The sequence below is a fragment of the Rhodococcus sp. JS3073 genome, assembly GCF_026810085.1.
GTDB lineage: Bacteria > Actinomycetota > Actinomycetes > Mycobacteriales > Mycobacteriaceae > Rhodococcus_F > Rhodococcus_F wratislaviensis.
The window spans coordinates 6,853,931-6,878,270 of the sequence record NZ_CP113951.1; the positions used below are offsets into that span (position 1 = coordinate 6,853,931).

21 protein-coding genes and 1 tRNA gene are annotated in these 24,340 nt (G+C 67.8%); 18 read left to right on the top strand and 4 right to left on the bottom strand.

The genetic code is table 11. From position 1 onward, the window contains the following. Positions 1-4 precede the first annotated feature (4 nt). On the top strand, positions 5-793 hold the full coding sequence (locus tag OYT95_RS31160) for a RhlG family 3-oxoacyl-ACP reductase (protein ID WP_037238844.1): 789 nt from the start codon (positions 5-7) through the stop codon (positions 791-793). 53 nt (positions 794-846) lie between these two features. Next, complete coding sequence (locus tag OYT95_RS31165) at positions 847-2,505, top strand: AMP-binding protein (RefSeq protein ID WP_268789986.1); 1,659 nt, start codon at positions 847-849, stop codon at positions 2,503-2,505. Between the two features lie 72 nt (positions 2,506-2,577). On the opposite strand, the gene OYT95_RS31170 is transcribed toward OYT95_RS31165, so the two are convergent. Both OYT95_RS31170 and OYT95_RS31175 read right to left on the bottom strand, forming a co-directional pair. After that, complete coding sequence (locus OYT95_RS31170) at positions 2,578-3,738, bottom strand: N(5)-(carboxyethyl)ornithine synthase (protein ID WP_268789987.1); 1,161 nt, start codon at positions 3,736-3,738, stop codon at positions 2,578-2,580. A gap of 211 nt (positions 3,739-3,949) precedes the next feature. Next, positions 3,950-4,025 (bottom strand) — tRNA-Arg (locus OYT95_RS31175). Between the two features lie 166 nt (positions 4,026-4,191). Here OYT95_RS31175 and OYT95_RS31180 point away from each other — a divergent pair. Then, positions 4,192-6,594 (top strand): phosphoketolase family protein, encoded by a 2,403-nt coding sequence (locus OYT95_RS31180; RefSeq protein ID WP_268789988.1) that lies wholly within the window; start codon positions 4,192-4,194, stop codon positions 6,592-6,594. A 9-nt stretch (positions 6,595-6,603) separates the two neighbouring features. Here OYT95_RS31180 and OYT95_RS31185 read toward each other — a convergent pair whose 3' ends face one another. Beyond that, entirely contained in the window at positions 6,604-7,338 is a 735-nt protein-coding gene (locus tag OYT95_RS31185; protein WP_037238851.1) for a DUF305 domain-containing protein, read from the bottom strand. Then, the gene (locus tag OYT95_RS31190; RefSeq protein ID WP_268789989.1) at positions 7,331-8,251 is read right to left on the bottom strand and encodes a DUF3105 domain-containing protein; all 921 of its coding nucleotides are present in this window, start codon (positions 8,249-8,251) and stop codon (positions 7,331-7,333) included. The genes OYT95_RS31185 and OYT95_RS31190 overlap by 8 nt, the downstream gene beginning before the upstream one ends. Positions 8,252-8,469: 218 nt before the next feature. On the opposite strand from OYT95_RS31190, the gene argS reads away from it, so the two are divergent. The 15 genes from argS to OYT95_RS31265 all read left to right on the top strand — a co-directional run bounded on the left by argS (position 8,470) and on the right by OYT95_RS31265 (position 24,337). Further along, positions 8,470-10,122 (top strand): arginine--tRNA ligase, encoded by a 1,653-nt coding sequence (gene argS / locus OYT95_RS31195; RefSeq protein ID WP_112298647.1) that lies wholly within the window; start codon positions 8,470-8,472, stop codon positions 10,120-10,122. Beyond that, positions 10,119-11,540 (top strand): diaminopimelate decarboxylase, encoded by a 1,422-nt coding sequence (lysA, locus tag OYT95_RS31200; protein WP_268789990.1) that lies wholly within the window; start codon positions 10,119-10,121, stop codon positions 11,538-11,540. The genes argS and lysA overlap by 4 nt, the downstream gene beginning before the upstream one ends. Continuing rightward, complete coding sequence (locus OYT95_RS31205) at positions 11,537-12,850, top strand: homoserine dehydrogenase (RefSeq protein ID WP_005252944.1); 1,314 nt, start codon at positions 11,537-11,539, stop codon at positions 12,848-12,850. Before lysA ends, OYT95_RS31205 begins: the two co-directional genes overlap by 4 nt. Continuing rightward, on the top strand, positions 12,847-13,929 hold the full coding sequence (thrC, locus tag OYT95_RS31210) for a threonine synthase (RefSeq protein WP_037238866.1): 1,083 nt from the start codon (positions 12,847-12,849) through the stop codon (positions 13,927-13,929). The genes OYT95_RS31205 and thrC overlap by 4 nt, the downstream gene beginning before the upstream one ends. 44 nt (positions 13,930-13,973) lie before the next feature. Next, a complete protein-coding gene (thrB, locus tag OYT95_RS31215; protein WP_037238901.1) occupies positions 13,974-14,918 on the top strand; it encodes a homoserine kinase in 945 nt (314 codons plus the stop codon). Between the two features lie 328 nt (positions 14,919-15,246). Further along, entirely contained in the window at positions 15,247-17,364 is a 2,118-nt protein-coding gene (gene rho / locus OYT95_RS31220; RefSeq protein WP_268789991.1) for a transcription termination factor Rho, read from the top strand. A gap of 230 nt (positions 17,365-17,594) precedes the next feature. Next, on the top strand, positions 17,595-17,837 hold the full coding sequence (rpmE, locus tag OYT95_RS31225) for a 50S ribosomal protein L31 (protein ID WP_005252948.1): 243 nt from the start codon (positions 17,595-17,597) through the stop codon (positions 17,835-17,837). 91 nt (positions 17,838-17,928) lie between these two features. Continuing rightward, a complete protein-coding gene (gene prfA / locus OYT95_RS31230) occupies positions 17,929-19,008 on the top strand; it encodes a peptide chain release factor 1 (protein WP_037238871.1) in 1,080 nt (359 codons plus the stop codon). Between the two features lie 53 nt (positions 19,009-19,061). Beyond that, positions 19,062-19,991 carry a peptide chain release factor N(5)-glutamine methyltransferase gene (gene prmC, locus OYT95_RS31235; protein WP_005571059.1) on the top strand — a complete coding sequence of 310 codons (930 nt, stop codon included), beginning with the start codon at positions 19,062-19,064 and terminating at the stop codon, positions 19,989-19,991. After that, positions 19,988-20,644, top strand: a complete 657-nt coding sequence (locus tag OYT95_RS31240) for an L-threonylcarbamoyladenylate synthase (RefSeq protein WP_128641828.1) — start codon at positions 19,988-19,990, stop codon at positions 20,642-20,644. Before prmC ends, OYT95_RS31240 begins: the two co-directional genes overlap by 4 nt. Continuing rightward, positions 20,641-21,822 carry a glycosyltransferase family 4 protein gene (locus OYT95_RS31245; RefSeq protein ID WP_005252952.1) on the top strand — a complete coding sequence of 394 codons (1,182 nt, stop codon included), beginning with the start codon at positions 20,641-20,643 and terminating at the stop codon, positions 21,820-21,822. Before OYT95_RS31240 ends, OYT95_RS31245 begins: the two co-directional genes overlap by 4 nt. Positions 21,823-21,860: 38 nt before the next feature. Continuing rightward, positions 21,861-22,334: a hypothetical protein gene (locus OYT95_RS31250; protein WP_112298643.1), complete on the top strand. Its 474-nt coding sequence runs from the start codon at positions 21,861-21,863 to the stop codon at positions 22,332-22,334. 327 nt (positions 22,335-22,661) lie between these two features. Then, complete coding sequence (gene atpB / locus OYT95_RS31255) at positions 22,662-23,441, top strand: F0F1 ATP synthase subunit A (protein ID WP_052033539.1); 780 nt, start codon at positions 22,662-22,664, stop codon at positions 23,439-23,441. Between the two features lie 85 nt (positions 23,442-23,526). Then, on the top strand, positions 23,527-23,772 hold the full coding sequence (locus tag OYT95_RS31260) for an ATP synthase F0 subunit C (protein ID WP_005252955.1): 246 nt from the start codon (positions 23,527-23,529) through the stop codon (positions 23,770-23,772). A gap of 7 nt (positions 23,773-23,779) precedes the next feature. After that, positions 23,780-24,337: a F0F1 ATP synthase subunit B gene (locus OYT95_RS31265; RefSeq protein ID WP_037238881.1), complete on the top strand. Its 558-nt coding sequence runs from the start codon at positions 23,780-23,782 to the stop codon at positions 24,335-24,337. Positions 24,338-24,340 lie beyond the last annotated feature (3 nt).

The window sequence follows — 24,340 nt, forward strand, 5'->3', positions numbered from 1 at the left end:
GCACATGGACATGGGTTCACTGTTCGACGTCGCGGGCAAGACCGTGGTGGTCACCGGAGGTTCGCGGGGAATCGGCCGGATGATCGCGCAGGGATTCGTCGAGGCCGGGGCGACCGTGATCATCTCCGCCCGCAAGGCCGAGGCGTGCGAGAAGGCCGCGGCCGAACTGTCCGCCGCCGGGCCGGGGACGTGTCACGCACACCCCGCCGACCTGTCCACCGACGAGGGGATCGAGAGCCTCGTGGCGCGGGTCGCCGAGGTATCGCCCCGGCTGGACGTCCTGGTGAACAACGCCGGAGCGACGTGGGGTGCGCCGGTCGACGATTTCCCCGCAGCCGGTTTCGACAAGATCTTCGACATCAACGTCAAGGGCGTGTTCATGCTCACGCAGGCGTTGCTGCCGAGTCTGCGGGCCGCCGCGACGGACGATGACCCCGCCCGGGTGATCAACATCGGATCGATCGACGGACTCGTGGTGTCGGGTAGCGAGAACTTCTCGTACGGGGCGAGCAAGGCCGCGGTCCACATGCTCACCCGCAAGCTCGCAGCGACGCTGGCCGCCGAGCGGATCACCGTCAATGCCATTGCCCCCGGACCGTTTCCGAGCAAGATGATGGCATTCATCCTCGACGACCCGGAGCGCAAGGATGCGGTCGAGGGATCGGTGCCGCTCGGCCGGGTCGGCACACCGGAAGATGTCGCGGGCACCGCCATCTTCCTCTCCTCGCGTGCCGGGGCCTACCTCACCGGCACCGTCGTTCCCGTCGACGGCGGGATCTCGGGAACACGCTGAACAACACGTCAGACAGTCGGGACACCGAACGAGCGAGAGGCGGTACGGCGGCGATGAGCTGGTACGACGACAGGCCCTGGATGGACCGGTACGACGAGAGCACGCGTTCCGTGGGGGAGATTCCCGCGCGGACAGCGCTCGACATGTTCTCGGCCGCGGTCGAATCCGCCCCGGACGGGCCGGCCATCCGCTACCTCGGCGGCACCCTCGACTACCGCGAGGTCGACGAACTCAGCGACGGTGTGGCCGCCTACCTCGCGGAGAACGGGTTCGCGAAGGGCGACCGGCTCGCGATCTACCTGCAGAACATCCCGCAGTTCGTGCTGGCGTTGCTCGGCACGTGGAAGGCGGGCGGTGTCGTCGTCCCGCTGAACCCGATGTACCGGGGCGAGCTCTCCCACATCCTCACCGACGCCGGAGTCACCGCGATCGTGTGCAGCGAGAACGCATGGGCCGATCGGGTCGCGGAGCGGGCAACCGCCGCGGGTGTGCGGATCGCGCTGACCGCGAGTGAACTCGACATCCAGACGTCGGACGACGCACGGGTGTTCGGGGGAGTGACCCGGGCGCGCGCCGAGGGCGTGCCGGACCTGCTCGAGGTGGCCCGGGCGCGCGCGGGCGCCGACGTGCCCGATCCCGGTCTGGTCCCCGACGACGTCGCGCTCGTGTCCTACACGTCCGGAACGAGTGGAGTCCCCAAGGGAGCGACCAACACCCACCGGAATCTCACCGTCAACAGTTCCATCCTGCGCCTGTACGAGAGCAAGCCCGCCGGTTCGCCGATCTTCGCGCTCGCACCGCTGTTCCACATCACGGGCATGGTGTGCCAGTTGCTCACCGCGATCGACCTGGCGTCGCCGCTGATCCTCGCGTACCGCTTCGACGCAGGGGTCGTGCTCGACGCCCTCGAACGGGAGCGGCCGGTGTTCATGGTCGGCCCGTCCACCGCCTACATGGCGCTGATGGCCCACCCCGACTTCTCCGGTGAGCGCTTCGCCTCGCTGGAGGCCGTGATGTCCGGTGGCGCCCCGCTGCCCCCCGCCATCGTCGAACGGTTCCGGGAGCTGACCGGAAAGTACATCCGCAACGGCTACGGGCTCACCGAGACCAGCGCGCCGTGCGTCGTCGTCCCGCCGAACCTGGAGGCGCCGGTCGACCCGTCGTCGGGCACGCTGGCGATCGGCCTGCCCCTTCCCTCCGCCGTGATCCGGATCGTCGGCGAGGACGGGCACGACCTGGACGCCCTCGAGGTCGGGGAGATCGCCGTCGACGGGCCGATGGTCGTGCCCGCCTACTGGAACAAGCCGGACGCCACGGCGCAGTCGCTGCCCGGCGGCAGGTTGCTCACCGGCGACGTGGGATTCATGGACGCCCAGGGCTGGGTGTACGTCGTCGATCGCAAGAAGGACATGATCAACGCGTCCGGGTTCAAGGTCTGGCCCCGCGAGGTCGAGGACGTGCTGTACCGGCACCCGGCGGTCCGGGAGGCCGCCGTCGTCGGCGAGCCGGACAGCTACCGCGGCGAGACCGTCGCCGCGTTCGTCAGCCTCCGGCCCGGGCAGACGGTCGAGACGGACGACCTCGTCGACTACTGCCGGGAGCGGCTGGCCAGCTACAAGGCCCCGAGGCGGGTCGTGATCGTCGACGAACTACCCAAGACGGCCAGCGGGAAGATCCTCCGACGCGAAATGCGCCGCAGCACCCCGGCCTGAACCCGCCACCGTCCCGGACGAACGGGACGCTCGTTCCGTCAGATCGAACGAGCGTCCCGTTCGTTCCGACAATCAGGCGACGACCGGGTGCGGGTAGTCCGCCGCGCGGTGCTGGAACGACAGGATCCGGGGGTTCTGCACGACTCCGTCGCGGATCTCCACGGCCCGCCGGATCGTGTCGCTGCGGTCCCAGGCCGCGGGTCCGTCGAGGACCGTCCCCAGATGGGGGAGCAGGGCCTCGCTGATCTCCCAGGTCGCCGAATTCCACAGGTAGGACGGGCTGTGATCGACCGCGTAGTAGCGGACGTTCTCGCCGATCATGAACGTCGGATCGGAGAACGACGTGGGCCGGGCCCAGCTGAAGCCCATTCCCTCGTCGCAGGACACGTCGACGACGAGGCTGCCGGGCAGGAGCGTCTCGACGTCCGAGTCGATCAGGAATGTCAGCGGCGATTCCGTGTCCTGCAGGACGCAGTTGACGATGATGTCGTGCCGGGCGAGGAACCCGGCCAGCGGCACCCGGCCCTCGTCCGTGGTGACGTGGCTGCGGCGCGGATCGGCGTCGTCGTGATCGAACTGCACGATCTCCGCGGAGTGGATCGGCGAGCTCACCGCGGTGACCCCGCGCTGCGTGACGACGTGGACGTCGTGGATGCCCAGGGCGTTCAGCGCGGTCACGGCGCCGCGGGCGGTGGCACCGAAACCGAGGACCACGGCGCGGAGGCGGCGGCCGTAGTCGCCGGTCGAACCCGCGATCGACAGGGCGTGCAACACCGAGCTGTATCCGGCGAGCTCGTTGTTCTTGTGGAAGACATGCAGCTGGAACGACCCCTCGACGCTCCAGTGGTTCATGGCCTCGAACGCGATCAACGTGAGGTGGCGATCGACGGCCACCTGGGTGAGCTCCGTGTCCTGGACACAGTGCGGCCACCCCCACAGGATCTGGCCGTCACGCAGATCCGCCAGATCCTTCGCGAGAGGTTTGGGCAGCAGCAGGACGTCGGACTGCTCGATCAGCTGCTCCCGGGTGCGCAGACCGCCCACCGACAGGGCCAGCTGCTCGTCCGAGACACCGAACGGCTCGCCGTAGCCGTACTCGAGATGGATGCGGCCACGGAGATCGGGGTCGATCCGGTCGAAGTGGAGCGGATGGATCGGGAGCCGGCGTTCGTCGGTCTTACTCGAACGCGCGACGACGCCGAGGGTGAGTGGATGAGAGCGGTGTTGCTGCACAGGGGTGTCCCTTGGTCGACACTGCCGGAGAGAGTCTTCGGCAGAGAGTTGTTGCCGCGGAACCCGCATTGGAGGAGGCCAGCGTTCGATCGATGGGCGCGGCATCTGCCGGCGCGGCTGCAGCTCTCGACAAAGCCCGAGGAGATCACTCGGGGAAGACTGGTAGCACCAGAGAGAAAGGCTGCGCCGCGACAGGCGACGCAGTTTCTCGTGGTGCCCCCGGCAGGATTCGAACCTGCGACCTTTCGCTCCGGAGGCGAACGCTCTATCCCCTGAGCTACGGGGGCGCACCGGAAAACCGGTGTGCCGATTGGGCTGGCCAATCGTAGCGCATGGGTAGTGGGATCGACCAAATCGGTCCCCCTTCTTCGCGGACTCGCCCCGGTAGCGGCCCGAACACGCCTAGTGTCGGGAGGACGTGGACGCTCGCGAACTCTCGGGGAGGGGTCGAGGATGACCGATGGACGGCAGGTCGGGTCGAAGGACCCCGACGGGCACTATTCCGATTCCGACCTCGAGCTGGACCTGCGGTGGTGGGCGGCGGCCAACTACCTGACGGTCGCGCAGATCTACCTGCAGGACAACACGCTTCTGCGGGAGCCGCTGCGCCCCGAACACATCAAACCCCGGCTGCTCGGGCACTGGGGGACCAGCCCGGGTCTGTCGATGATCTACGCCCTGCTGAACCGTCTCATCCGCCGGACCGACACCGACTGTCTCTATGTGACGGGTCCCGGGCACGGTGGTCCCGCGCTCGTCGCCGCCACGTACCTGGAGGGGACGTACTCGGAGGTGTATCCGGGCGTGTCCCGCGATGCCGCGGGTATCCACCGGCTGTGCCGGCAGTTCTCGACGCCGGGTGGCATCCCGAGTCACGTCAGTGTGCAGACGCCGGGCAGCATCCACGAGGGCGGCGAGCTCGGCTACGCTCTCGCGCATGCCGCCGGGGCGGCGTTCGATCACCCGAATCTGTTGGTGGCGTGCGTGATCGGAGACGGTGAGGCCGAGACGGGGCCCCTGTCCGGTTCGTGGAAACTCCCCGCCTTCCTCAACCCGGAACGCGACGGAGCGGTGCTGCCGATCCTGCACGTCAACGGAGCGAAGATCGCCGGGCCGACCGTCTACGGCCGCAGCAGCGACGCAGACGTCGAGGCGTTCCTCGGCGGTCAGGGGTGGGCGCCGACCGTCGTCTCCGGCGACGACCCGCGGCAGGTCTTCCCGGCGCTGCATCGAGCCCTCACCGACGCGCACACCGCGATCTCCGACCTACAGCGGGAGGCACGGGCCGGCCGGCGTGGCGCCGCGAAGTGGCCGGCAATCGTCCTGCGGACCCCGAAGGGCTGGACCGGTCCGCGCACCGTCGACGGCGTGCTCGTCGAGGGCACCCACCGGGCCCATCAGGTTCCGCTGTCGGGCGTGCGGACCAACGAGGCGCACCTGCTTCAGCTGGAGGAGTGGATGCGGTCGTACGGCCCGGGCGAACTGTTCGACTCCGCCGGCGCACTCGTCCCGGACCTCGAGCGACTGGCGCCGCAGGGTGACAAGCGGATGGGTTCGTCGCCGTACGCGAACGGCGGCCGCCTGCGTGCGGATCTTCCCGTGCCGCCGCTGGAGAAGTACGCGCTCACCATCGAGAAACCCGGCACCACCCACCACGAAACCACTCGGGTGCTCGGGGAACTGCTCCGCGACCTGTACGCCGCCACCACCACACCCGACGGCGGTGGATACTTCCGGCTGTTCTGCCCGGACGAAACGTCCAGCAACCGGTTGGGCGCCGTGTTCGACGTGACCGACCGCTGCTGGCAGCTGCCGGTCACCGACTACGACGACGGGCTGTCGGCCCGCGGCCGGGTGATGGAAGTGCTCAGCGAGCACCTCTGCGAGGGATGGCTCGAGGGGTATCTGCTGTCGGGGCGGCACGGGCTGTTCGCCAGCTACGAGGCGTTCGCGATGGTGAGCGTGTCGATGCTCGTCCAGCACACGAAGTGGCTGCAGCATGCGGTGGACCTGCCGTGGCGGGCGCCGGTGGCGTCGCTGAACGTCCTGCTGACCAGCACCTGCTGGCGCAACGATCACAACGGTTTCAGTCATCAGGGGCCGGGCATGATCGACGCCGTCATCCCGCTGGCGCCGGACGTCGTCCGGATCTGGCTGCCACCCGACTCGAACACCCTGCTGTCCATCTCCGACCACTGTCTCCGCAGCACCGACCACGTCAATCTCATCGTCGTCGACAAGCAGCCGCACCTGCAGTACCTGACCCTCGAAGACGCACACGCGCACTGCGCCGCCGGGGCCTCGGTGTGGGAGTGGGCGGGGACGGAGACCGCCGCGGGCGCCGACCCGGACGTCGTGCTCGCGGCCGCCGGGGACGTACCGACCCAGGAGATCCTCGCCGCGGCGCAGTTGCTGCGCGAACACACGCCGGACCTGGTCACCCGGGTGGTCAACATCGTCGACCTCATGGGGTTGCTCACACCCACCGAGCACCCGCACGGATTCGACGCACGGATGTTCCTGGACCTGTTCACCGCGGACACGGACGTGGTGTTCGCGTTCCACGGATACTCGCGCGCCGTCCACGAGCTGATCCACGGGCGCCCTGCCCCGGACCGGTTCCATGTCCGCGGCTTCAGCGAACAGGGCACCACGACCACACCGTTCGACATGGTCGTGTTGAACAGGATGAGCCGCTATCACCTGGTCCTCGAGGCATTGCGACGTACGCGGAGAGAACCGGCCGGTGCCGTCGAACTGGCCGACTTCTGCCTCCGGCAACTCGAACGGCACGGCGAATACGTCGTCGCGCACCTCGAGGACATGCCCGAGGTGCGCGACTGGACGTGGTCGTGAAGCCGGAGGTCAGTTCATCGGGAGGGGAGCGGCGCCCTTCGCGGTGAGCATGTTCGTCATCACCGTCGCCTCGCTCTGCTGCGTGTCCACCATCGTCTGCGCGAGAGAGCGCACCGCGTCTTCCGACGCGTGCTGAGCCGCATACTCCATCATCGGGAGTCCGCCCTGGTGGTGACGCAGCATCAGCTGGAGGTACAGGACGTCGACGGCCGGACCGGTGGCCTGACGCAACGCGGCCATGTCCTCCGACGACGCCATGCCCGGCATCTTCGACATCGAACCCATGTGCCCGCTGTCGGCGGTTCCGTGGTCGTGACCGTCGGAGTGCTCGGATTCCATCCAGCCCATGTAGCCGCCGGACGGCAGCGCCGGCTGATCCCACAGGGCGAGCCAGCCCTGCATCTGCCCGAGCTGGTTCTGCTGTGTGGTGAGGATGTCATACGCGAGCCCGCGCACCGCCGGGTCGGTGGCGCCCGCCAGCGCGATCGCCGACATCTCCACCGCCTGGCTGTGATGCACGCTCATGTCCTGCGCGAATCCGACATCGACGGAACCGGCCTCCGGAACCGGGGCACCGGAGTCCTCGAGCGGAAGCCGGGCGAGGAACCCGAGCGCGAATCCGAGGGCGATGGCGCCGATCAACCCGATGACCAGGAGCGCTGTGCGCTGACTGGGTCGGGACGGGGCCGGATCGTCGGCGGAGTCGGTCTCGGGTCCGTACCCGGGTTCGGCAGAACTAGCCATTGCTGCCCTCGGCCGGAGCCTGCTGCAGATCGGACGGCAGCTGCAGGTCGCTCGGGAGCTGCATGCCGCTGGGCAGCTGCGCTCCCGCGCCACCGGATTCCGACTGGTCGGGGCTGATGCCGCCGCCGTCCATCGGGACCGCGTCCGCGCCCGGCGCGCTCGGGTCGAACGGCGGCGGGTTGTCCGGGTCGAAACCGGAGCCCGGGATGGACGAGCAGCTCGCGCCGACCTCCGGGTAGGTGTTCTTGTTGATCCGCAGCGCGGTGATGAACTGGTCGATGCGCTCGTCGTCGACGCTGTCCAGCTTCAGCTGGTGGCCCCACGACTGCAGCGAGACCGGGCTGTCGAGGCCCGGGTACGGCGACAGCAGCGTGTACGTCTCGCCGTCCACCTTGTCCTTCAGCGTCTCGACCTGGTCGGCGGACAGCTCGTCCGGGTTGTAGGAGATCCATACGGCGCCGTGCTCGAGCGAATGCACGGCGTTCTCGGTGCGGATCGCGTTCGGGTAGACCGTGCCGGTGCACGTCGCCCAGATGGCGTCGTGCGGGCCGCCGAACGGGGGCGACTGGTCGTACGCGACGCGCTGCGTCGGCTGGATGTGGATGCCGGCCGGGTAGTCGACCTTGACGACGCCGTCGATGTTGACCGACGGGTCGGGATTCTCGGCGCTCGGCGCGTACTTCGCGGCTTCTTCCTTGGCCTGGTACTTGGGGACCAGGTTGATCGCGAGGATCGCCACGAGTGCGAGAACGACAGCTCCGGCGCCGATCGTCAGCCAGGGGATGTTCCGCGGAGCGGACGCGCCACCCTTGACTTTCGCGCCGCCGCTCTTCTTCTTGGCGGCCTTGATGGCCTTCGCCGACTTCGCGCCCGAGTTCTTATCGGGACCGCGACTTTCCGAACCGCTTGGCATCGATTGTGATCTTTCGGTGTGTGGGTTACGGGCGCTCGACCCCCGGAAACCGGAAGCTGAGGGCCGGGACTCAGGGCGATACCACTGTACTTTCCCACCCTGAGCGCAACCTGGGAGAGTGGCCGCGGCCACGCTCGCCGGCGGTCGCCGGGCCCGCGGGGACACTCGCGGCAAGGCGGATCACCGCTCGGGACGCGTTGGCCATAGGATAGATACCTGTGACTCCAGCTGACCTTGCCGAACTGCTCCGCGGAACCGCCGCGAAAGTGCTCGTCGAACGCGGACTCGACGTGTCCGTGCTTCCCGAAACTCTCACGGTCGAGCGTCCGCGCAATCCCGAGCACGGCGATTACGCCACCAACGTCGCGATGCAGGTGGCCAAGAAGGTCGGTACCAACCCGCGTGAGCTGGCCGGCTGGCTCGCCGAGGCGCTGACCGCGGCCGAGGGCATCGACAGCGCCGACATCGCGGGCCCGGGCTTCCTCAACATCCGCCTCGCCGCCGACGCGCAGGGCGCGATCGTCGCGAAGATTCTCGACGAGGGTGCCGCCTTCGGGTCCGGCCACACGCTCGACGGCAAGAAGATCAACCTCGAGTTCGTCTCCGCCAACCCGACCGGACCCATCCACCTCGGTGGAACGCGCTGGGCCGCTGTGGGCGACGCACTGGGCCGGATCCTGTCCACCCAGGGCGCGGCGGTCACCCGCGAGTACTACTTCAACGACCACGGCGCCCAGATCGACCGGTTCTCCCGCTCGCTGATCGCGGCCGCCAAGGGCGAGCCCGCCCCCGAGGACGGCTACGCGGGCGCTTACATCGCCGACATCGCGGCCCAGGTGCAGCAGCAGCGCCCCGACGTCCTGGAACTGCCCGCGGGCGAGCAGCAGGAAGTCTTCCGCGCCATCGGCGTCGACCTGATGTTCGCCCACATCAAGCGCACCCTGCACGAGTTCGGCGTGGATTTCGACGTCTACTTCCACGAGAACTCGCTGTTCGAGTCCGGCGCGGTGGAGAAGGCCGTCGAGACGCTCAAGGATTCCGGCAACCTCTTCCAGGAAGACGGCGCCTGGTGGCTCAAGAGCACCGACTTCGGCGACGACAAGGACCGCGTCGTCATCAAGAGCGACGGCAACGCGGCGTACATCGCCGGTGACATCGCTTACTTCCAGGACAAGCGTTCCCGCGGCTTCGACCTGTGCATCTACATGCTCGGTGCCGACCACCACGGGTACATCGGCCGGCTCAAGGCGGCCGCGGCCGCGTTCGGCGACGACCCCGACACCGTCGAGGTGCTGATCGGCCAGATGGTGAATCTGGTTCGCGACGGTGTGGCCGTGAAGATGAGCAAGCGCGCCGGTACGGTCATCACCCTCGACGACCTGGTCGAGGCGATCGGCGTCGACGCGTCGCGGTACGCGATGATCCGGTCGTCGGTGGATTCGAGCATCGACATCGACCTCGAACTGTGGACGAGCACCGGCAACGAGAACCCGGTGTACTACGTGCAATACGCGCACGCCCGCCTGTCGGCGATCGCCCGCAACGCCGCCGACCTCGGCATCGCCGTCACGGAGCCCGACTTCTCGCTGCTCGTCTCGGAGCAGGAGGGCGATCTCATCCGCACCCTCGGCGAGTACCCGCGCGTCGTCACCAGTGCCGCGAATCTGCGTGAGCCGCACCGCATTGCGCGGTATCTCGAGGAGCTGGCCGGTGCCTACCACCGGTTCTACGGCGCCTGCCGGATCCTGCCCCAGGGCGACGAGGAGGTCGGCCCGCTGCACATCGCGCGACTGGCGTTGTGCGACGCGTCCCGTCAGGTCCTGTCCAACGGGCTCGCCCTGCTCGGCGTCAGCGCACCGGAGCAGATGTGAACGCGCACCCCGCAGGTCCCAAGCACGCCGAACAGCTGCACGCACCCGGTCTGCCCGAACGTCCCGCCGACGCGGGCGCGTTCGCCGCACTCTCTCCCGAGGTGTGGCCCCGCAACGCCCACCGCGGCGCGGACGGAGTCGTGAGCCTGGCAGGCATCCCGGTCACCGAACTGGCCGAGAAGTACGGCACCCCACTGTTCGTGGTCGACGAGGACGATTTCCGGTCCCGGTGCCGCGACATGGCTCGTGCGTTCGGGCCCACCGCCAAGGTGCACTACGCGTCCAAGGCGTTCCTGTGCGGCGAGATCGCCCGCTGGGTCGCCGACGAGGGCCTGTCCCTGGACGTCGCATCGGGCGGCGAACTGGCGGTCGCCCTGCACGCCGGATTCCCGGCGGAGCGAATTGCCATGCACGGCAACAACAAATCGGTCGCCGAGCTGAACGCCGCCGTGTCGGCCGGGGTCGGGCACATCGTGCTCGACTCTGCCACGGAGATCGACCGCCTCGACAAGGTTGCCGCCGAAGCCGGTGTGGTGCAGGACGTTCTGATCCGCGTGACGGTCGGAGTCGAGGCGCACACCCACGAGTTCATCTCCACGGCCCACGAGGACCAGAAGTTCGGGTTCTCGCTCGCGGGCGGAAAGGCGATCGACGCGGTCCGCCGGGTCTTCGCCGCCGGCAACCTGCGGCTGGTGGGACTCCACAGCCACATCGGCTCGCAGATCTTCGACGTCGACGGCTTCGAGTTGGCCGCGCACCGCGTGATCGGGCTCCTGCGGGACGTCGTCGCGGAGTTCGGTGTGGAGAAGACCGCCCAGATCTCGATCGTCGACCTCGGTGGCGGCATGGGAATCTCCTACGTCCCCACCGACGACCCGCCGCCGGTCGACCAGCTCGCCGCCAAACTCGGCGACATCGTGCGCAACGAGTCGGCGCTCGCCGGTCTGCCGGAGCCGACGCTGGCCGTCGAACCCGGACGCGCGATCGCCGGACCCGGCACGGTGACGCTGTACGAGGTCGGCACCATCAAGGACGTCACCGTCGGCAGCAACCTCACCCGCCGGTACGTCAGCGTCGACGGCGGAATGAGCGACAACATCCGTACCGCGCTGTATCAGGCGGAGTACGAGGCCAAACTGGTCTCGCGGGTCAGCGACGCGGCGCCGGTGGTGTCCCGCGTCGTCGGCAAGCACTGCGAGTCCGGCGACGTCGTGATCCGCGACACCTGGATGCCCGAGGACATCGACGCCGGCGATTTGCTCGCCGTCGCGGCCACCGGTGCATACTGCTATTCGATGTCGAGCAGGTACAACCTGCTCGCCCGCCCTGCCGTGGTGGCGGTGCGCGACGGACAGTCGCGCGTGATCCTCCGGAGGGAAACCGTGGAAGACCTGCTGAGCTTGGAGGTACAGGAGTGACGAGCGAATCGGCGCATCGCGCTATCGGTGTGGCCGTCCTCGGCCTCGGCAACGTCGGGAGCGAGGTCGTGCGCATCCTGCGGGAGCACAGCGAAGACCTCGAGGCTCGCGTCGGTGCCCCGCTGGAACTGCGCGGAGTGGCCGTGCGCCGCCCCGGCAAGGACCGCGGAATTCCCGAGGAGTTGCAGACCACCGACGCGGAGTCACTCGTGGCCCGCGACGACGTCGACCTCGTCGTCGAGGTGATCGGCGGCATGGACCTGCCCCGCAAGCTGATCCTCTCGGCGCTCAACTCCGGCAAGTCCGTCGTCACCGCCAACAAGGCGCTGCTCGCCGATCACACCGGTGAACTGGCCGAGGCCGCGGAACTGCACAACGTCGACCTCTACTTCGAGGCCGCCGTGGCCGGCGCGATCCCCGTGATCCGCCCGCTCATCCAGTCCCTCGCGGGTGACCGGGTGAACAAGGTCGCCGGAATCGTGAACGGAACCACCAACTTCATCCTGTCGGCGATGGACGAGACCGGCGCGGACTACGCCGCGACCCTCGCCGAGGCCGGACGCCTGGGATACGCCGAGGCCGATCCGACCGCCGACGTGGAGGGCTACGACGCCGCGGCCAAGGCGGCCATCCTCGCGTCGATCGCGTTCCACACCCGGGTCACGGCCGCCGACGTGTACCGCGAGGGGATCTCCAAGATCACCGCCGCCGACCTGACGTCGGCCCGCGCACTCGACTGCACGATCAAGCTGCTGTCCATCTGCGAGCGGATCACCACCCCCGAGGGCAAGGAGCGGATCTCCGCGCGGGTCTACCCGGCGCTCGTGCCGCTGGAACATCCGCTGGCCTCGGTCAACGGTGCGTTCAACGCCGTCGTCGTCGAGGCGGAGAACGCCGGACGCCTGATGTTCTACGGGCAGGGCGCAGGCGGCGCCCCCACCGCGTCGGCCGTGATGGGCGACCTGGTGATGGCCGCGCGCAACAAGGTGAACGGTGGCCGCGGACCCCGCGAGTCCAAGTACGCCAAACTGAAGATCGCGCCGATCGGCGACATCCCCACGCGCTACTACGTCAACATGCAGGTGACGGACAAGGCCGGGGTCCTGTCGGCAGTGGCTGCCGAATTCTCGCAGCACGGCGTCAGCATCTCCACCGTGCGGCAGGAAGGCGCCGGCGACGGTGCCCGCCTCGTCGTCGTCACCCACGTCGCGACGGATTCTGCTCTGTCGGAAACCGTTGAGGCACTGAGCAAACTCGAATTCGTCACCGCTGTGACCAGCGTGCTGCGACTGGAAGGCACCGAACAATGACCGGCACCCGTAACCCCGTTCACACCCCCTGGCCGGGGCTGATCGAGGCTTACCGCGACCGCCTCGCCATCGGACCGAACTGGAAGACGGTCACCCTGCGCGAGGGCGGCACCCCGCTGCTGCCCGCCGGGCACCTCTCGGAGCTCACCGGGTGCGACGTCTACCTGAAGGTCGAGGGGCTCAATCCGACCGGTTCGTTCAAGGACCGCGGCATGACGATGGCCGTCACCGACGCGCTGGCCCGCGGTCAGCAGGCCGTCCTGTGCGCATCCACGGGCAACACGTCCGCTTCCGCCGCCGCGTACGCCGCCAAGGCGAAGATGACCTGCGCCGTGCTGGTTCCGCAGGGCAAGATCGCGATGGGCAAGCTCGCGCAGGCCGTAATGCACGGCGCGCGGATCATCCAGGTGCAGGGCAACTTCGACGACTGCCTCGAACTGGCCCGCAAGACCACTGCGGAGTTCCCGACGATCGGGCTCGTGAACTCGGTCAACCCGGTCCGCATCGAGGGCCAGAAGACCGCGGCATTCGAGATCTGCGACGCGCTGGGCAAGGCCCCCGACGTGCACGCGCTCCCGGTCGGCAACGCAGGCAACATCACCGCGTACTGGCGCGGGTACTCCGAGTACTACGCCGACGGACTCACCAGCGTGAAGCCCCGTATGCTCGGCGTCCAGGCCGCCGGCGCCGCACCGCTCGTCCACGGCGCACCGGTGAAGGACCCGGAGACGATCGCCACCGCGATCCGCATCGGCTCGCCCGCGTCCTGGAACGGTGCGGTCAACGCCAAGGAAGAGTCGCACGGCGCCTTCCGGGCGGCGACCGACGACGAGATCCTCGAGGCGTACCGGCTGATCGCCAGGACCGAAGGGGTGTTCGTCGAGCCCGCCTCGGCCGCGAGCGTCGCCGGTCTGCTCGCCGCCCGCAAGGAGGGCTGGCTGGACTCGGGGCTGACCGTCGTCTGCACGGTCACCGGAAACGGTCTCAAGGACCCCGACACGGCGTTGGCGGGTATGCCTGAGGTTCAACCGATCCCGGTCGATCCTGTCGCTGTCGCGTCGGCCCTCGAGCTGGCGTAGTGGTGGCGCCCACGCCCACCACGCCGCAGGACCACACCGCTGCCATGACACAGACCCTCCCCACGGGCCTCACCGTGACCGCCCGCGTGCCTGCGTCGAGCGCCAACCTCGGTCCCGGCTTCGACACGCTGGGCATCGCGCTCGGACTGTACGACGAGATCACCGTGACCACCACGGGTTCGGGGCTGAAGATCCGGGTCGAGGGCGAGGGTGCCGACGACGTGCCGTGGGGTCCGTCCCATCTCGTGGTCCGGGCCATCGAACGTGGACTGGAATCGGCGGGTGTGTGGGCGGACGGCCTGGATGTGGTGTGCCGCAACGCGATACCCCATTCGCGGGGCCTGGGTTCGTCGGCCTCCGCCGTCGTCGGGGGACTGGCGGCCGCCAACGGTCTGGCGATCAAGCTCGACCCCGAACTCGGGCTGTCGCTCGATCAGCTCGTCCAGCTGTCGTCCGAATTCGAAGGGCACCCCGACAACGCGTCGGCGAGCGTGCTCGGCGGCGCCGTGGTGTCGTGGAGTTGCGCGGGCGAGCAGACCGACGGAGCTCCCGCGGCCACCGACATCTACTCGGCCGTCGCGTTGAAGGTCCATCCCGCGATCCGCGTCGTCGCGCTGGTGCCGGGGGAGCGCTCGTCGACCGCCCACACACGGGGTCTGTTGCCCGAGACGGTTCCCCACCGGGACGCGGCCTTCAACGTCAGTCGCGGAGCCCTCGCTGTGGTGGCGCTCACAGAGCGTCCCGACCTCCTGATGGCGGCCACCGAGGACCGACTGCATCAGACGCAGCGCGCTCCGGCGCTTCCGCTCACGACGCGATGGATCGCCGTCCTCCGCAAGGCGGGTATCGCCGCCACCGTCTCCGGAGCCGGACCGACCGTCCTGGCATTGACCACGGAGCCTTTCCCCGTGGATCTTCGAACGCAGGCCGAGGCCGAGGGGTTGCAGGTTCTCGAACTGGACGTGGCGGACGGCGTCCGGACCAGCTGACACGCCGTAGGGGCTTCTCCTTGCCCCTACGGTCGTTCACAGCTATCCTGGGCAATGTCCGTACATCGTGCGCATCAGACGCCGGTGCTTCACCAGGGCAATTACTCCAGGTCAATCGGGGTTGACGGCTCCTGGCACGATCCTCCGCACTATCTGTCGTGTAGGGATTGCGAGTACGCGCCTGTTTCAAAGGTGATGTGATGGCGGGCAAGCCGGCAGTTCTTCACATGCAACTACGTACGGCACATCCGAATTCGGTATTCGAAACCGAATTACGGGACGAACCCTCGACTCTGCGCAGCGCGAGTGAGGGAAGGAAAGGACCTCCGTGACCGATACGGACCTCATCGCCGCTCCTGTGCGCGCCTCCTCGGTGGATACCGTTGGCGCGCAGGCAGGCGACTCTTCACAGGCGTCATCGACCGCACCCGGCACCGGTGCCGTGACAGCCTCCACCAAGCGCGCCGAGGCGCGCCGGGGTGCCGGGCTGTCCGGAATGGTGCTCACCGAGCTCCGCACTCTCGCAGGTGAGCTGGGCATCAAGGGCATCTCGGGGATGCGCAAGGGCGACCTGATCGCCGCGATCAAGGAGCGTCAGGGCGGCTCTTCCGCTCCGGCCGCTGCTGCGACCGAAGCCGCTCCCCGGACCCGGGCGACGCGCGCAAAGCGCGAACAGTCCGCTCAGACCGAACTCGAAGTGACTCCCCAGGCGGAGACCACCGAGAAGGCCGCCGAGCCCAAGACGGCCGAACCCCCGACGGGCGACGGCGCAGCCGCCGACACCGATACCGCCGAAGGCGGCCGTCGCGGGCGTCAGCGCCGCGGATCCGCGCGTCGGGCAGGCGCACCCGAGCAGGGTGACCAGGGCGGCAACGCTCAGGACACCGTCTCGGCGAATGCCGCGGACACGCAGCAGGCCGAGCGCAAGCAGGCCGACGATCGTCAGGATTCTGCCGAGAAGCCGGCCAAGCAGGACGGCTCCGGCGAACAGGGCGGCGACCGCAACCGACGTGAGCGGGGCGGCGACCGCGGTGACCGCGGCGACACCCGGGGTGACCGCGGCGACACCCGGGGTGACCGCGGCGACACCCGTGGTGACCGCGGTGACCGGGGCGATCGGGACAACCGGGGCGACCGCAGCCAGGGCAACAACGGCCCGCGCAACAACGACAACCGTCCGGGCGACGACGAGGAAGGCGGTCGCGGACGCCGCGGACGCCGCTTCCGCGAACGTCGTCGTGGACGCGACCGCGGCGAAGGCGGCGGCGGTGACGCCCGCGAGACCGAGATCCGCGAGGACGACGTCCTGCAGCCGGTCGCCGGCATCCTGGACGTCCTCGACAACTACGCGTTCGTGCGGACCTCCGGCTACCTGGCCGGACCGAACGACGTCTACGTGTCGATGAACCTGATCCGCAAGAACGGTCTCCGTCGCGGCGACGCCATCACCGGCGCCGTCCGGGTCGGACGTGAGGGCGAGCAGGGCAGCCAGCGCCAGAAATTCAACCCGCTGGTCCGCATCGACACCGTCAACGGTGGCGACGTGGAAGCGGCCAAGAAGCGCCCCGAGTTCGGCAAGCTCACGCCGCTGTACCCGAATCAGCGGCTGCGTCTGGAGACGACGCCGAACATCCTGACGACCCGTGTCATCGACCTGGTGATGCCGATCGGCAAGGGACAGCGTGCGCTGATCGTGAGCCCGCCGAAGGCCGGTAAGACCAGCGTTCTGCAGGCCATCGCCAACGCCATCGCGACCAACAACCCCGAGTGCTACCTCATGGTCGTGCTGGTCGACGAGCGTCCCGAAGAGGTCACCGACATGCAGCGTTCGGTGAAGGGCGAGGTCATCTCCTCGACCTTCGACCGTCCGCCGGGAGACCACACCTCGGTCGCCGAGCTGGCCATCGAGCGTGCGAAGCGTCTGGTGGAGGCGGGCAAGGACGTCGTCGTCCTCCTCGACTCGATCACCCGCCTCGGCCGTGCGTACAACAACTCGTCGCCTGCCTCGGGACGCATCCTCTCCGGTGGTGTCGACTCGACCGCGCTCTACCCGCCGAAGCGTTTCCTCGGTGCTGCGCGCAACATCGAGAACGGCGGTTCGCTCACGATCATCGCGACGGCCATGGTCGAGACCGGTTCCACCGGCGACACCGTGATCTTCGAGGAGTTCAAGGGCACCGGTAACGCCGAGCTGAAGCTCGACCGCAAGATCGCGGAACGTCGTGTGTTCCCGGCCGTGGACGTGAACCCCTCGGGTACACGTAAGGACGAGCTGCTGCTCAGCCCGGACGAGGCCGCGGTGCTGCACAAGCTCCGGCGCGTGCTCTCGGGTCTCGACTCGCACCAGGCCATCGATCTCCTGATCGACCGCCTCAAGAAGAGCAAGAGCAACATCGAATTCCTCATGCAGGTGTCGAAGACTGCTCCGGGCGCGATCGACGACTGATCATCGACCCGAAGCGGGGCCCGGCGACTTTTTCGGTCGCCGGGCCCCGCTGTTTTTCCCTCGGGAACCCCTGTGGAACAAAACGCGGACCACCCGCGTTGACCACAACGCAAGCACAAATGCCGATTGGGATCGCGAACCTGCGATCTGGCATACTGAGCGGCTGAGTCCGGTTCCGGTTCACGTCTTCGAACGGCGAAGGCGACCCGGCGACCATCGAAAGGGACACCATGAAGTCAGGCATTCACCCCAATTACGTGGCCACCACCGTGGTCTGTGGTTGCGGAAACACCTTCGAGACCCACAGCACCAAGGAGACCGGACGTATCAACGTCGAGGTCTGCTCGCAGTGCCACCCGTTCTACACCGGCAAGCAGAAGATCCTCGACACCGGTGGACGTGTCGCCCGCTTCGAGGCTCGCTACGGCAAGCGCGCCGGCAAGGGCGCAGCCAAGGAATCTGCAGAGTCCTAGCTGTTCCGCCGACGCCCGTCCTGCGATAATTGCAGGCCGGGCGTCGGCTTTTTTGTGCCTATTCCCGAAAGAACGCAGAGCGGAGCGAATCATGGCAGGGACCACCCAGCCTTCGGCCATCGACGACATCCTGGCCGAACATGCCGGCCTGGAGCAGCAGTTGGCGGACCCGGCCCTGCACAACGACGCTTCCGCGGCCCGCAAGGCGGGCAAGCGATTCGCCGAGCTCGCGCCGATCATGGCGACGTACACCAAGCTCAAGTCGGCGCAGGACGATCTGGATGCCGCGCGTGAGCTCGCCGCCGACGACTCCAGCTTCGCCGCCGAGGTGCCCGACCTCGAGGCGCAGGTCCTCGAACTCGACAAGACCCTCACCGACCTCCTGGCCCCCCGCGACCCGCACGACGGTGACGACGTGGTGCTCGAGGTCAAGTCGGGGGAGGGCGGCGAGGAATCCGCGCTGTTCGCCTCCGACCTGGCGCGAATGTACGTCCGGTACGCCGAGCGTCACGGCTGGCGTGTCGAGATCCTCGACGCGACCGTGTCCGATCTCGGTGGATACAAGGACGCGACGCTGTCGATCAAGTCGAAGGGCGATGTGCGTGACGGGGTCTGGGCGCGACTGAAGTTCGAGGGCGGTGTCCACCGCGTGCAGCGCGTACCCGTCACGGAATCGCAGGGACGCGTCCACACGTCCGCCGCCGGTGTCCTCATCTACCCGGAACCGGAAGAGGTCGAGGAGGTGCAGATCGATGAAACCGATCTGCGCATCGACGTCTACCGCTCCTCGGGCAAGGGTGGTCAGGGCGTCAACACCACCGACTCCGCGGTCCGTATCACGCACCTGCCCACCGGAATCGTCGTGACCTGCCAGAACGAGCGCTCTCAGCTGCAGAACAAGGCCCGCGCCATGCAGGTGCTCGCCGCGCGGCTGCAGGCGGCGGCCGAGGAAGCCGCGGATGCGGAGGCGTCGGCAGGCAGGCAGAGTCAGGTGCGCACCGTCGACCGTTCCGAGCGCATCCGCACCTACAACTTCCCGGAGAATCGCATCACCGATCACCGGATCGGCTTCAAGTCCCACAACCTGGATGCGGTCCTGGACGGCGAACTCGACGCCCTCCTCGACGCCCTGGGCAAGTCGGACCGTGAGGCGAGGCTCGCCGCGGAGTAACCGCGAAGCGGGACCGCGCCACCTGACGGCGGACCGCGTGGCAGTCTGTACCTGTGAGTCGCCTTCCTCTTCGCCTGGCCCTGATCGACGCAACCGCGCAACTCGACGAGGCCGGGGTGCGTAGCTCCCGTGCGGATGCCGAACTGCTCGCGGCCCACCTGCTGGGGGTGGAACGGACCCGGCTCGGCCTCGTCCCGCTGGTCGACGAGTCGGTGATCGACGCCTACAAGAAGATGGTCGACCAGCGCGCCAAGCGGATTCCGTTGCAGTACATCCTCGGTACCGCCGCGATGGGGGACATCGACATCGAGGTCGGCCCCGGGGTCTTCGTGCCGCGTCCCGAGACGGAACTGCTGCTCGGGTGGGCGCTCGCGTTCCTCGGAAGCTGCGATCAGCATCCGCCGGTGGTGCTCGACCTGTGCACCGGGTCGGGCGCGCTCGCGCTCGCGATCGCCAACGCCCGGCCCGACGCCGTCGTGCACGCCGTCGAACTCGAACCGCACGCGCTCGCATGGGCCCGGCGCAACGCCGACGCCCGCGAACAGGCAGGTGACGCACCGATCCGGCTGTATCAGGGCGATGTGACCGACCGGACGTTGCTGGCCGGGCTGGAAGGCGGCGTCGACCTGATCGTGGCGAACCCGCCGTACATCCCGGAGGGCGTCGAGCTCGAACCCGAGGTGGCCGACCACGACCCGCACAGCGCGCTGTTCGCCGGCCCGGACGGTCTGTCCGTCATCAAGCCGATGATCTCGAACGTCGCCCGCTGGTTGCGGATCGGGGGAGCGGTCGGCATCGAGCACGACGACAGCAACGGGTCCGACGTGGCGGCACTGTTCGCGTCCCGCCGGGTGTTCGGCGAGGTCGCGGAGCACCCGGACCTCGCAGGCAAGCCGCGCTTCGTGGTCGCCCGGCGCGTCGCCACCGATATCGAGGCGCAGCGTGCAGGGGCCGTCGCCGAGGGTGAAAGAATGGGCGGGTGAGTACCGTTTACGACTGTGGCCTTCCCGATTCACGCTCCGCCGGAATGAGTGCGGCCAAGAATGCGCTGAAGGCTGGGCGGCTCGTCGTGCTCCCCACGGACACGCTGTACGGGATCGGCGCGGACGCATTCGACAGCGAGGCTGTCGCCGCCCTCCTGCGGGCCAAGGGTCGCGGACGCGACATGCCGGTTCCCGTGCTCGTCGGCTCGTGGAACACGATCGACGGCCTGGTGTACAGCGTGCGCCCGCAAACGCGCGACCTCATCCGGGCGTTCTGGCCCGGCGGGCTGAGTCTCGTTGTGGAACAAGCACCTTCGCTGGCGTGGGACCTCGGCGACACCCGGGGCACGGTCATGCTGCGCATGCCGCTGCACCCCGTCGCCCTCGAACTGTTGCGCGAAGTCGGACCGCTGGCGGTGTCGAGCGCGAACGTCTCCGGACGGCCGCCCGCGACGACGGTCGAGGAAGCGCGCGAGCAGCTCGGCGGATCGGCGAGCGTGTACCTCGACGGTGGTCGGGCCGAACAGGGGCAGGCATCGACGATCGTCGACCTCACCGGCGCGACCCCCCGGATCCTGCGTGAGGGCGCCGTGCCCACCGGCGATGTCGCCGACGTGCTCGGAGTGACGGCGGAGAGTCTGTCCGCCCAGTGAGTGCTGCCGAATCGGCCGGCGTGGCGCTGGCCCAAGCAGGTGGGGGCGCGGGTGTCCCGCTGCGTGAACTCCTGCTCGTCCTCTTCACCGCTGCGGTGGTCACCTACCTGGCGACCGGGGCCGTGCGGCTGTTCGCACTCCGGTTCGGGGCCGTGGCCGTGCCGCGGGATCGCGACGTCCACGTCACCCCGACGCCGCGTCTCGGCGGGGTCGGCATGTATCTCGGCATGCTCGTCGCGTTGTTGTTCGCGCAGCAGCTACCCGCGCTCACCCGGGGATTCGAGTTCACTTCCGACATTCCCGCGGCCCTGGTCTCGGGGTTCGTGATCGTGCTGGTGGGGGTCGTCGACGACCGGTGGGGCCTGGACGCGCTCACCAAGTTCGTCGGCCAGGTCACCGCGGCGGGCATCCTCGTCGTGATGGGGGTGAGCTGGTTCATCATCTATATGCCGTTCGGGGACGGCAGCACCGTCATCCTCGACCAGCTCCAGGCCGGTCTCGTCACCGTGGGTGTCGCGGTCGTGATGGTGAACGCCATGAACTTCGTCGACGGCCTCGACGGCCTCGCGGCGGGCCTCGGCCTGATCTCCTCCCTCGCGATCTGCGTGTTCTCCGTGGGACTACTGCACGATCAGGGCGGCGACGTCAGCGCGTATCCGCCCGCGCTGATCGCCGCGGCGCTGGCAGGTGCGTGTCTCGGATTCCTTCCGCACAACTTCCAGCCCGCCAAGATCTTCATGGGCGACTCCGGCTCCATGCTGATCGGGCTGATGCTCGCGGCCATCTCCACCAGCGCGTCCGGTCGCATCCCGCTGACCGCCTACGGCACCCGCGACCTGCTCGGTCTTCTCTCTCCGCTGCTCCTCGTCGGTGCCGTCATGTTCATCCCGATCCTCGACCTGCTGCTCGCCGTGGTCCGGCGTACCCGTGCGGGGGTGAGCCCGTTCAGTCCCGACAAGATGCACCTCCACCACCGGCTCCTGCAGATCGGGCACTCGCACCGTCGCGTCGTGCTGCTCATCTACTTGTGGGTCGGTGTCCTCGCGTTCGGTGCGGTCGGATCTGCCCTGTTCGACCGTCGCGTCGTCGTCCTCCTGGTCGCGGGAGGCCTTGTCTTCGCACTGGTCGTCACGGCCGTCCCGTCGATTCGCGGACAGCAGCACGATCGTCGCGGCTGACCGGAGGGTTGCCGCGGACCGGCGAAGATCCACTACCCTTGGCGACCGTGACGTTCACCCCCGCCTCCGCCCCTGATCACACCGCGTCGTTGCGGGCTGCCGTCCGCTACGGAGTTCTCGGTCTGATCGTGCTGGCAGTGGTCGGCTCGATCATCGCATTTCTCGTCGCGGGCAAGCCCGGTCTGTACGGCGCACTTCTCGGTGCGGCAGTCGGGGGAGGGTTCATCCTGTGCACCGCACTGGGTGTGCTGTTCACCGCGAAACTTCCGGCCTTGACGGCGGGAGCGGTACTGCTCGGTACGTGGTTGTTGAAGATGATTCTCGCGATCACGGTCCTGGCGATCCTCAAACCGCTCGACTTCTACGACAAGACGGCATTGGTGCTGGTCATGGTGCTGTCGCTGGTGATCGTGCTGGGAGCGGAAACGTTCGGAGTCCTGGGAACCAAGGCGCCGTACGTCGAACCTGCGCCCACGGACGACGCCGGATCGCCGGAATCGGACGATAAGTAGTACTACGAGATGTAGTAAAATTGAATCGACCCGGACCCCGTCTACACGATGTCGTAGATGACTTGCTAAGGTCTGGGTCAAGCGAGAGCAATGAGAGTGCGAGTAAGTTACTCGCCGGTATTGCATGCTTGTAGGTGGCCGCACTTTCAGGGCCGCCGAGTCGACGAGAGTCGCCGACACCGACAGACGCTGGACTCGAACAGTCCGCAGCAGCTGACGAATACGCGAGTCGAGCTTGTCGACTTGTTTGATCGTCAATGTCCGATCGAACCGCAGTCAACGAAGGCTGCGGACCGACTACGGGAGAGAACGCTGAGCGTCATCAACGTGGCCGCTGGAGAATTCCACGCGCCTTCCCTGAACGACTTCTTCCCGCCCGCGGTCCTGTTCGAAGGGACTCCGTTCGAACTCGACCGCCTGATGCTGGTTCGCATCCTGCTGTCCGGACTGATGATGCTCTTCTTCGTCATCGCGCTGCGCAGCCCGAAGATCATTCCGCGCGGTGTCCAGAACATCGGTGAGATCGCGCTCGACTTCGTCCGGATCAACATCGCGGAAGAGATTCTCGGCAAGGAGCAGGGCAAGCGCTTCCTGCCGGTCATCACCACCATCTTCTTCCTGGTGCTCGCCAGCAACCTCGGCAGCATCATCCCCTTCATCAACATCTCGCCGAACGCGCGTATCGGCATGCCGCTCGTGCTCGCCGCCCTCGCGTACATCGTGTTCAACTACGTCGGCATCAAGAAGTACGGCTTCTTCAAGTACGTGAAGAGCAGCATCGTGGTCCCCGGGGTTCCGCTTCCGCTGCACTTCCTGCTCGTGCCGATCGAGTTCATCTCGACGTTCGTCCTCCGGCCGTTCACGCTCATGGTTCGTCTCATGGCCAACATGCTGGCCGGCCACATCCTGCTGGTGCTCTTCTTCAGCGCCACCCAGTACTTCTTCTTCATCTCCGGTGGCTTCCAGGCCGTGTTCGGTGTGGCCTCGCTTGCCGCCGGCATTGCATTCACCTTCTTCGAACTGCTGGTGATCTTCCTGCAGGCCTACGTCTTCGCGCTGCTCACGTCGGTGTACATCGATCTGGCGCTGCACGCGGATTCGCACTAGCACCACAAGTTTCACGACCAGCTACACCAAGAACTGAGCCTCCCGCCGAATCCGGCGGAGGTCAACAGAAAGGGAACGGAACACCATGAGCCTCGCCTACCTCGCTCAGGAAGCTGTCCAGGAAACCAACTCGACGGGTTTCGGAGCCATCGGCTACGGCCTCGCCGCGATCGGCCCCGGCATCGGCGTGGGCATCGTCGTCGGTAAGGCGATCGAGGGAATGGTTCGCCAGCCCGAGATGGCCGGACAGGTTCGTACCACGATGTTCCTCGGTATCGCCTTCACCGAAGCCCTCGCGCTGATCGGCCTCGTCGCCGGCTTCATTTTCTAAGACCGTCATGGCAGCCAACATCGCAGTCCTCGCGCAGGAAGAGAGTCACAACCCTCTCCTGCCCGAGACGTATGACATCGTTTGGTCGATCGTCTGCCTGGTCATCGTTGGTTTCGTCTTCTGGAAGTACGTCCTTCCGATGTTCCAGAAGGTCCTTGCCGAGCGAACCGAGCAGATCGACGGCGGCATCAAGCGGGCCGAAGAGGCCCAGGCCGAAGCGAAGGCGGCGCTCGAGCAGTACCGCGCTCAGCTCGCCGAAGCTCGCACCGAGGCTGCGCAGATCCGTGAGGACGCGCGCACCCAGGGGCAGCAGATCATCGCCGAAATGAAGGCACAGGCTCAGGAAGAAAGCGACCGCATCGTGGCCGCCGGTCACAACCAGTTGGTTGCCCAGCGTCAGCAGATCGTTGCCGAACTGCGCGCCGACCTCGGCCGCACCGCGGTCGACCTCGCTGAGAAGGTCATCGGTGAGTCCCTCGCCGACGACGTCAAGCGGGCCGGCACGGTCGATCGATTCCTGAACGAGCTCGACTCCATCGGCGCAAATTCCGCAGCAGGGAAGTGAGCA

Coding starts and splice junctions, on each gene's coding strand:
- OYT95_RS31165 (WP_268789986.1), top strand. CDS start 847: ATGAGCTGGTACGACGACAGGCCCTGGATGGACCGGTACGACGAGAGC.
- thrB (WP_037238901.1), top strand. CDS start 13,974: ATGACACAGACCCTCCCCACGGGCCTCACCGTGACCGCCCGCGTGCCT.
- thrC (WP_037238866.1), top strand. CDS start 12,847: ATGACCGGCACCCGTAACCCCGTTCACACCCCCTGGCCGGGGCTGATC.
- rpmE (WP_005252948.1), top strand. CDS start 17,595: ATGAAGTCAGGCATTCACCCCAATTACGTGGCCACCACCGTGGTCTGT.
- OYT95_RS31265 (WP_037238881.1), top strand. CDS start 23,780: ATGGCAGCCAACATCGCAGTCCTCGCGCAGGAAGAGAGTCACAACCCT.
- OYT95_RS31190 (WP_268789989.1), bottom strand. CDS start 8,251: ATGCCAAGCGGTTCGGAAAGTCGCGGTCCCGATAAGAACTCGGGCGCG.
- OYT95_RS31180 (WP_268789988.1), top strand. CDS start 4,192: ATGACCGATGGACGGCAGGTCGGGTCGAAGGACCCCGACGGGCACTAT.
- OYT95_RS31260 (WP_005252955.1), top strand. CDS start 23,527: ATGAGCCTCGCCTACCTCGCTCAGGAAGCTGTCCAGGAAACCAACTCG.
- OYT95_RS31160 (WP_037238844.1), top strand. CDS start 5: ATGGACATGGGTTCACTGTTCGACGTCGCGGGCAAGACCGTGGTGGTC.
- prfA (WP_037238871.1), top strand. CDS start 17,929: ATGGCAGGGACCACCCAGCCTTCGGCCATCGACGACATCCTGGCCGAA.
- OYT95_RS31185 (WP_037238851.1), bottom strand. CDS start 7,338: ATGGCTAGTTCTGCCGAACCCGGGTACGGACCCGAGACCGACTCCGCC.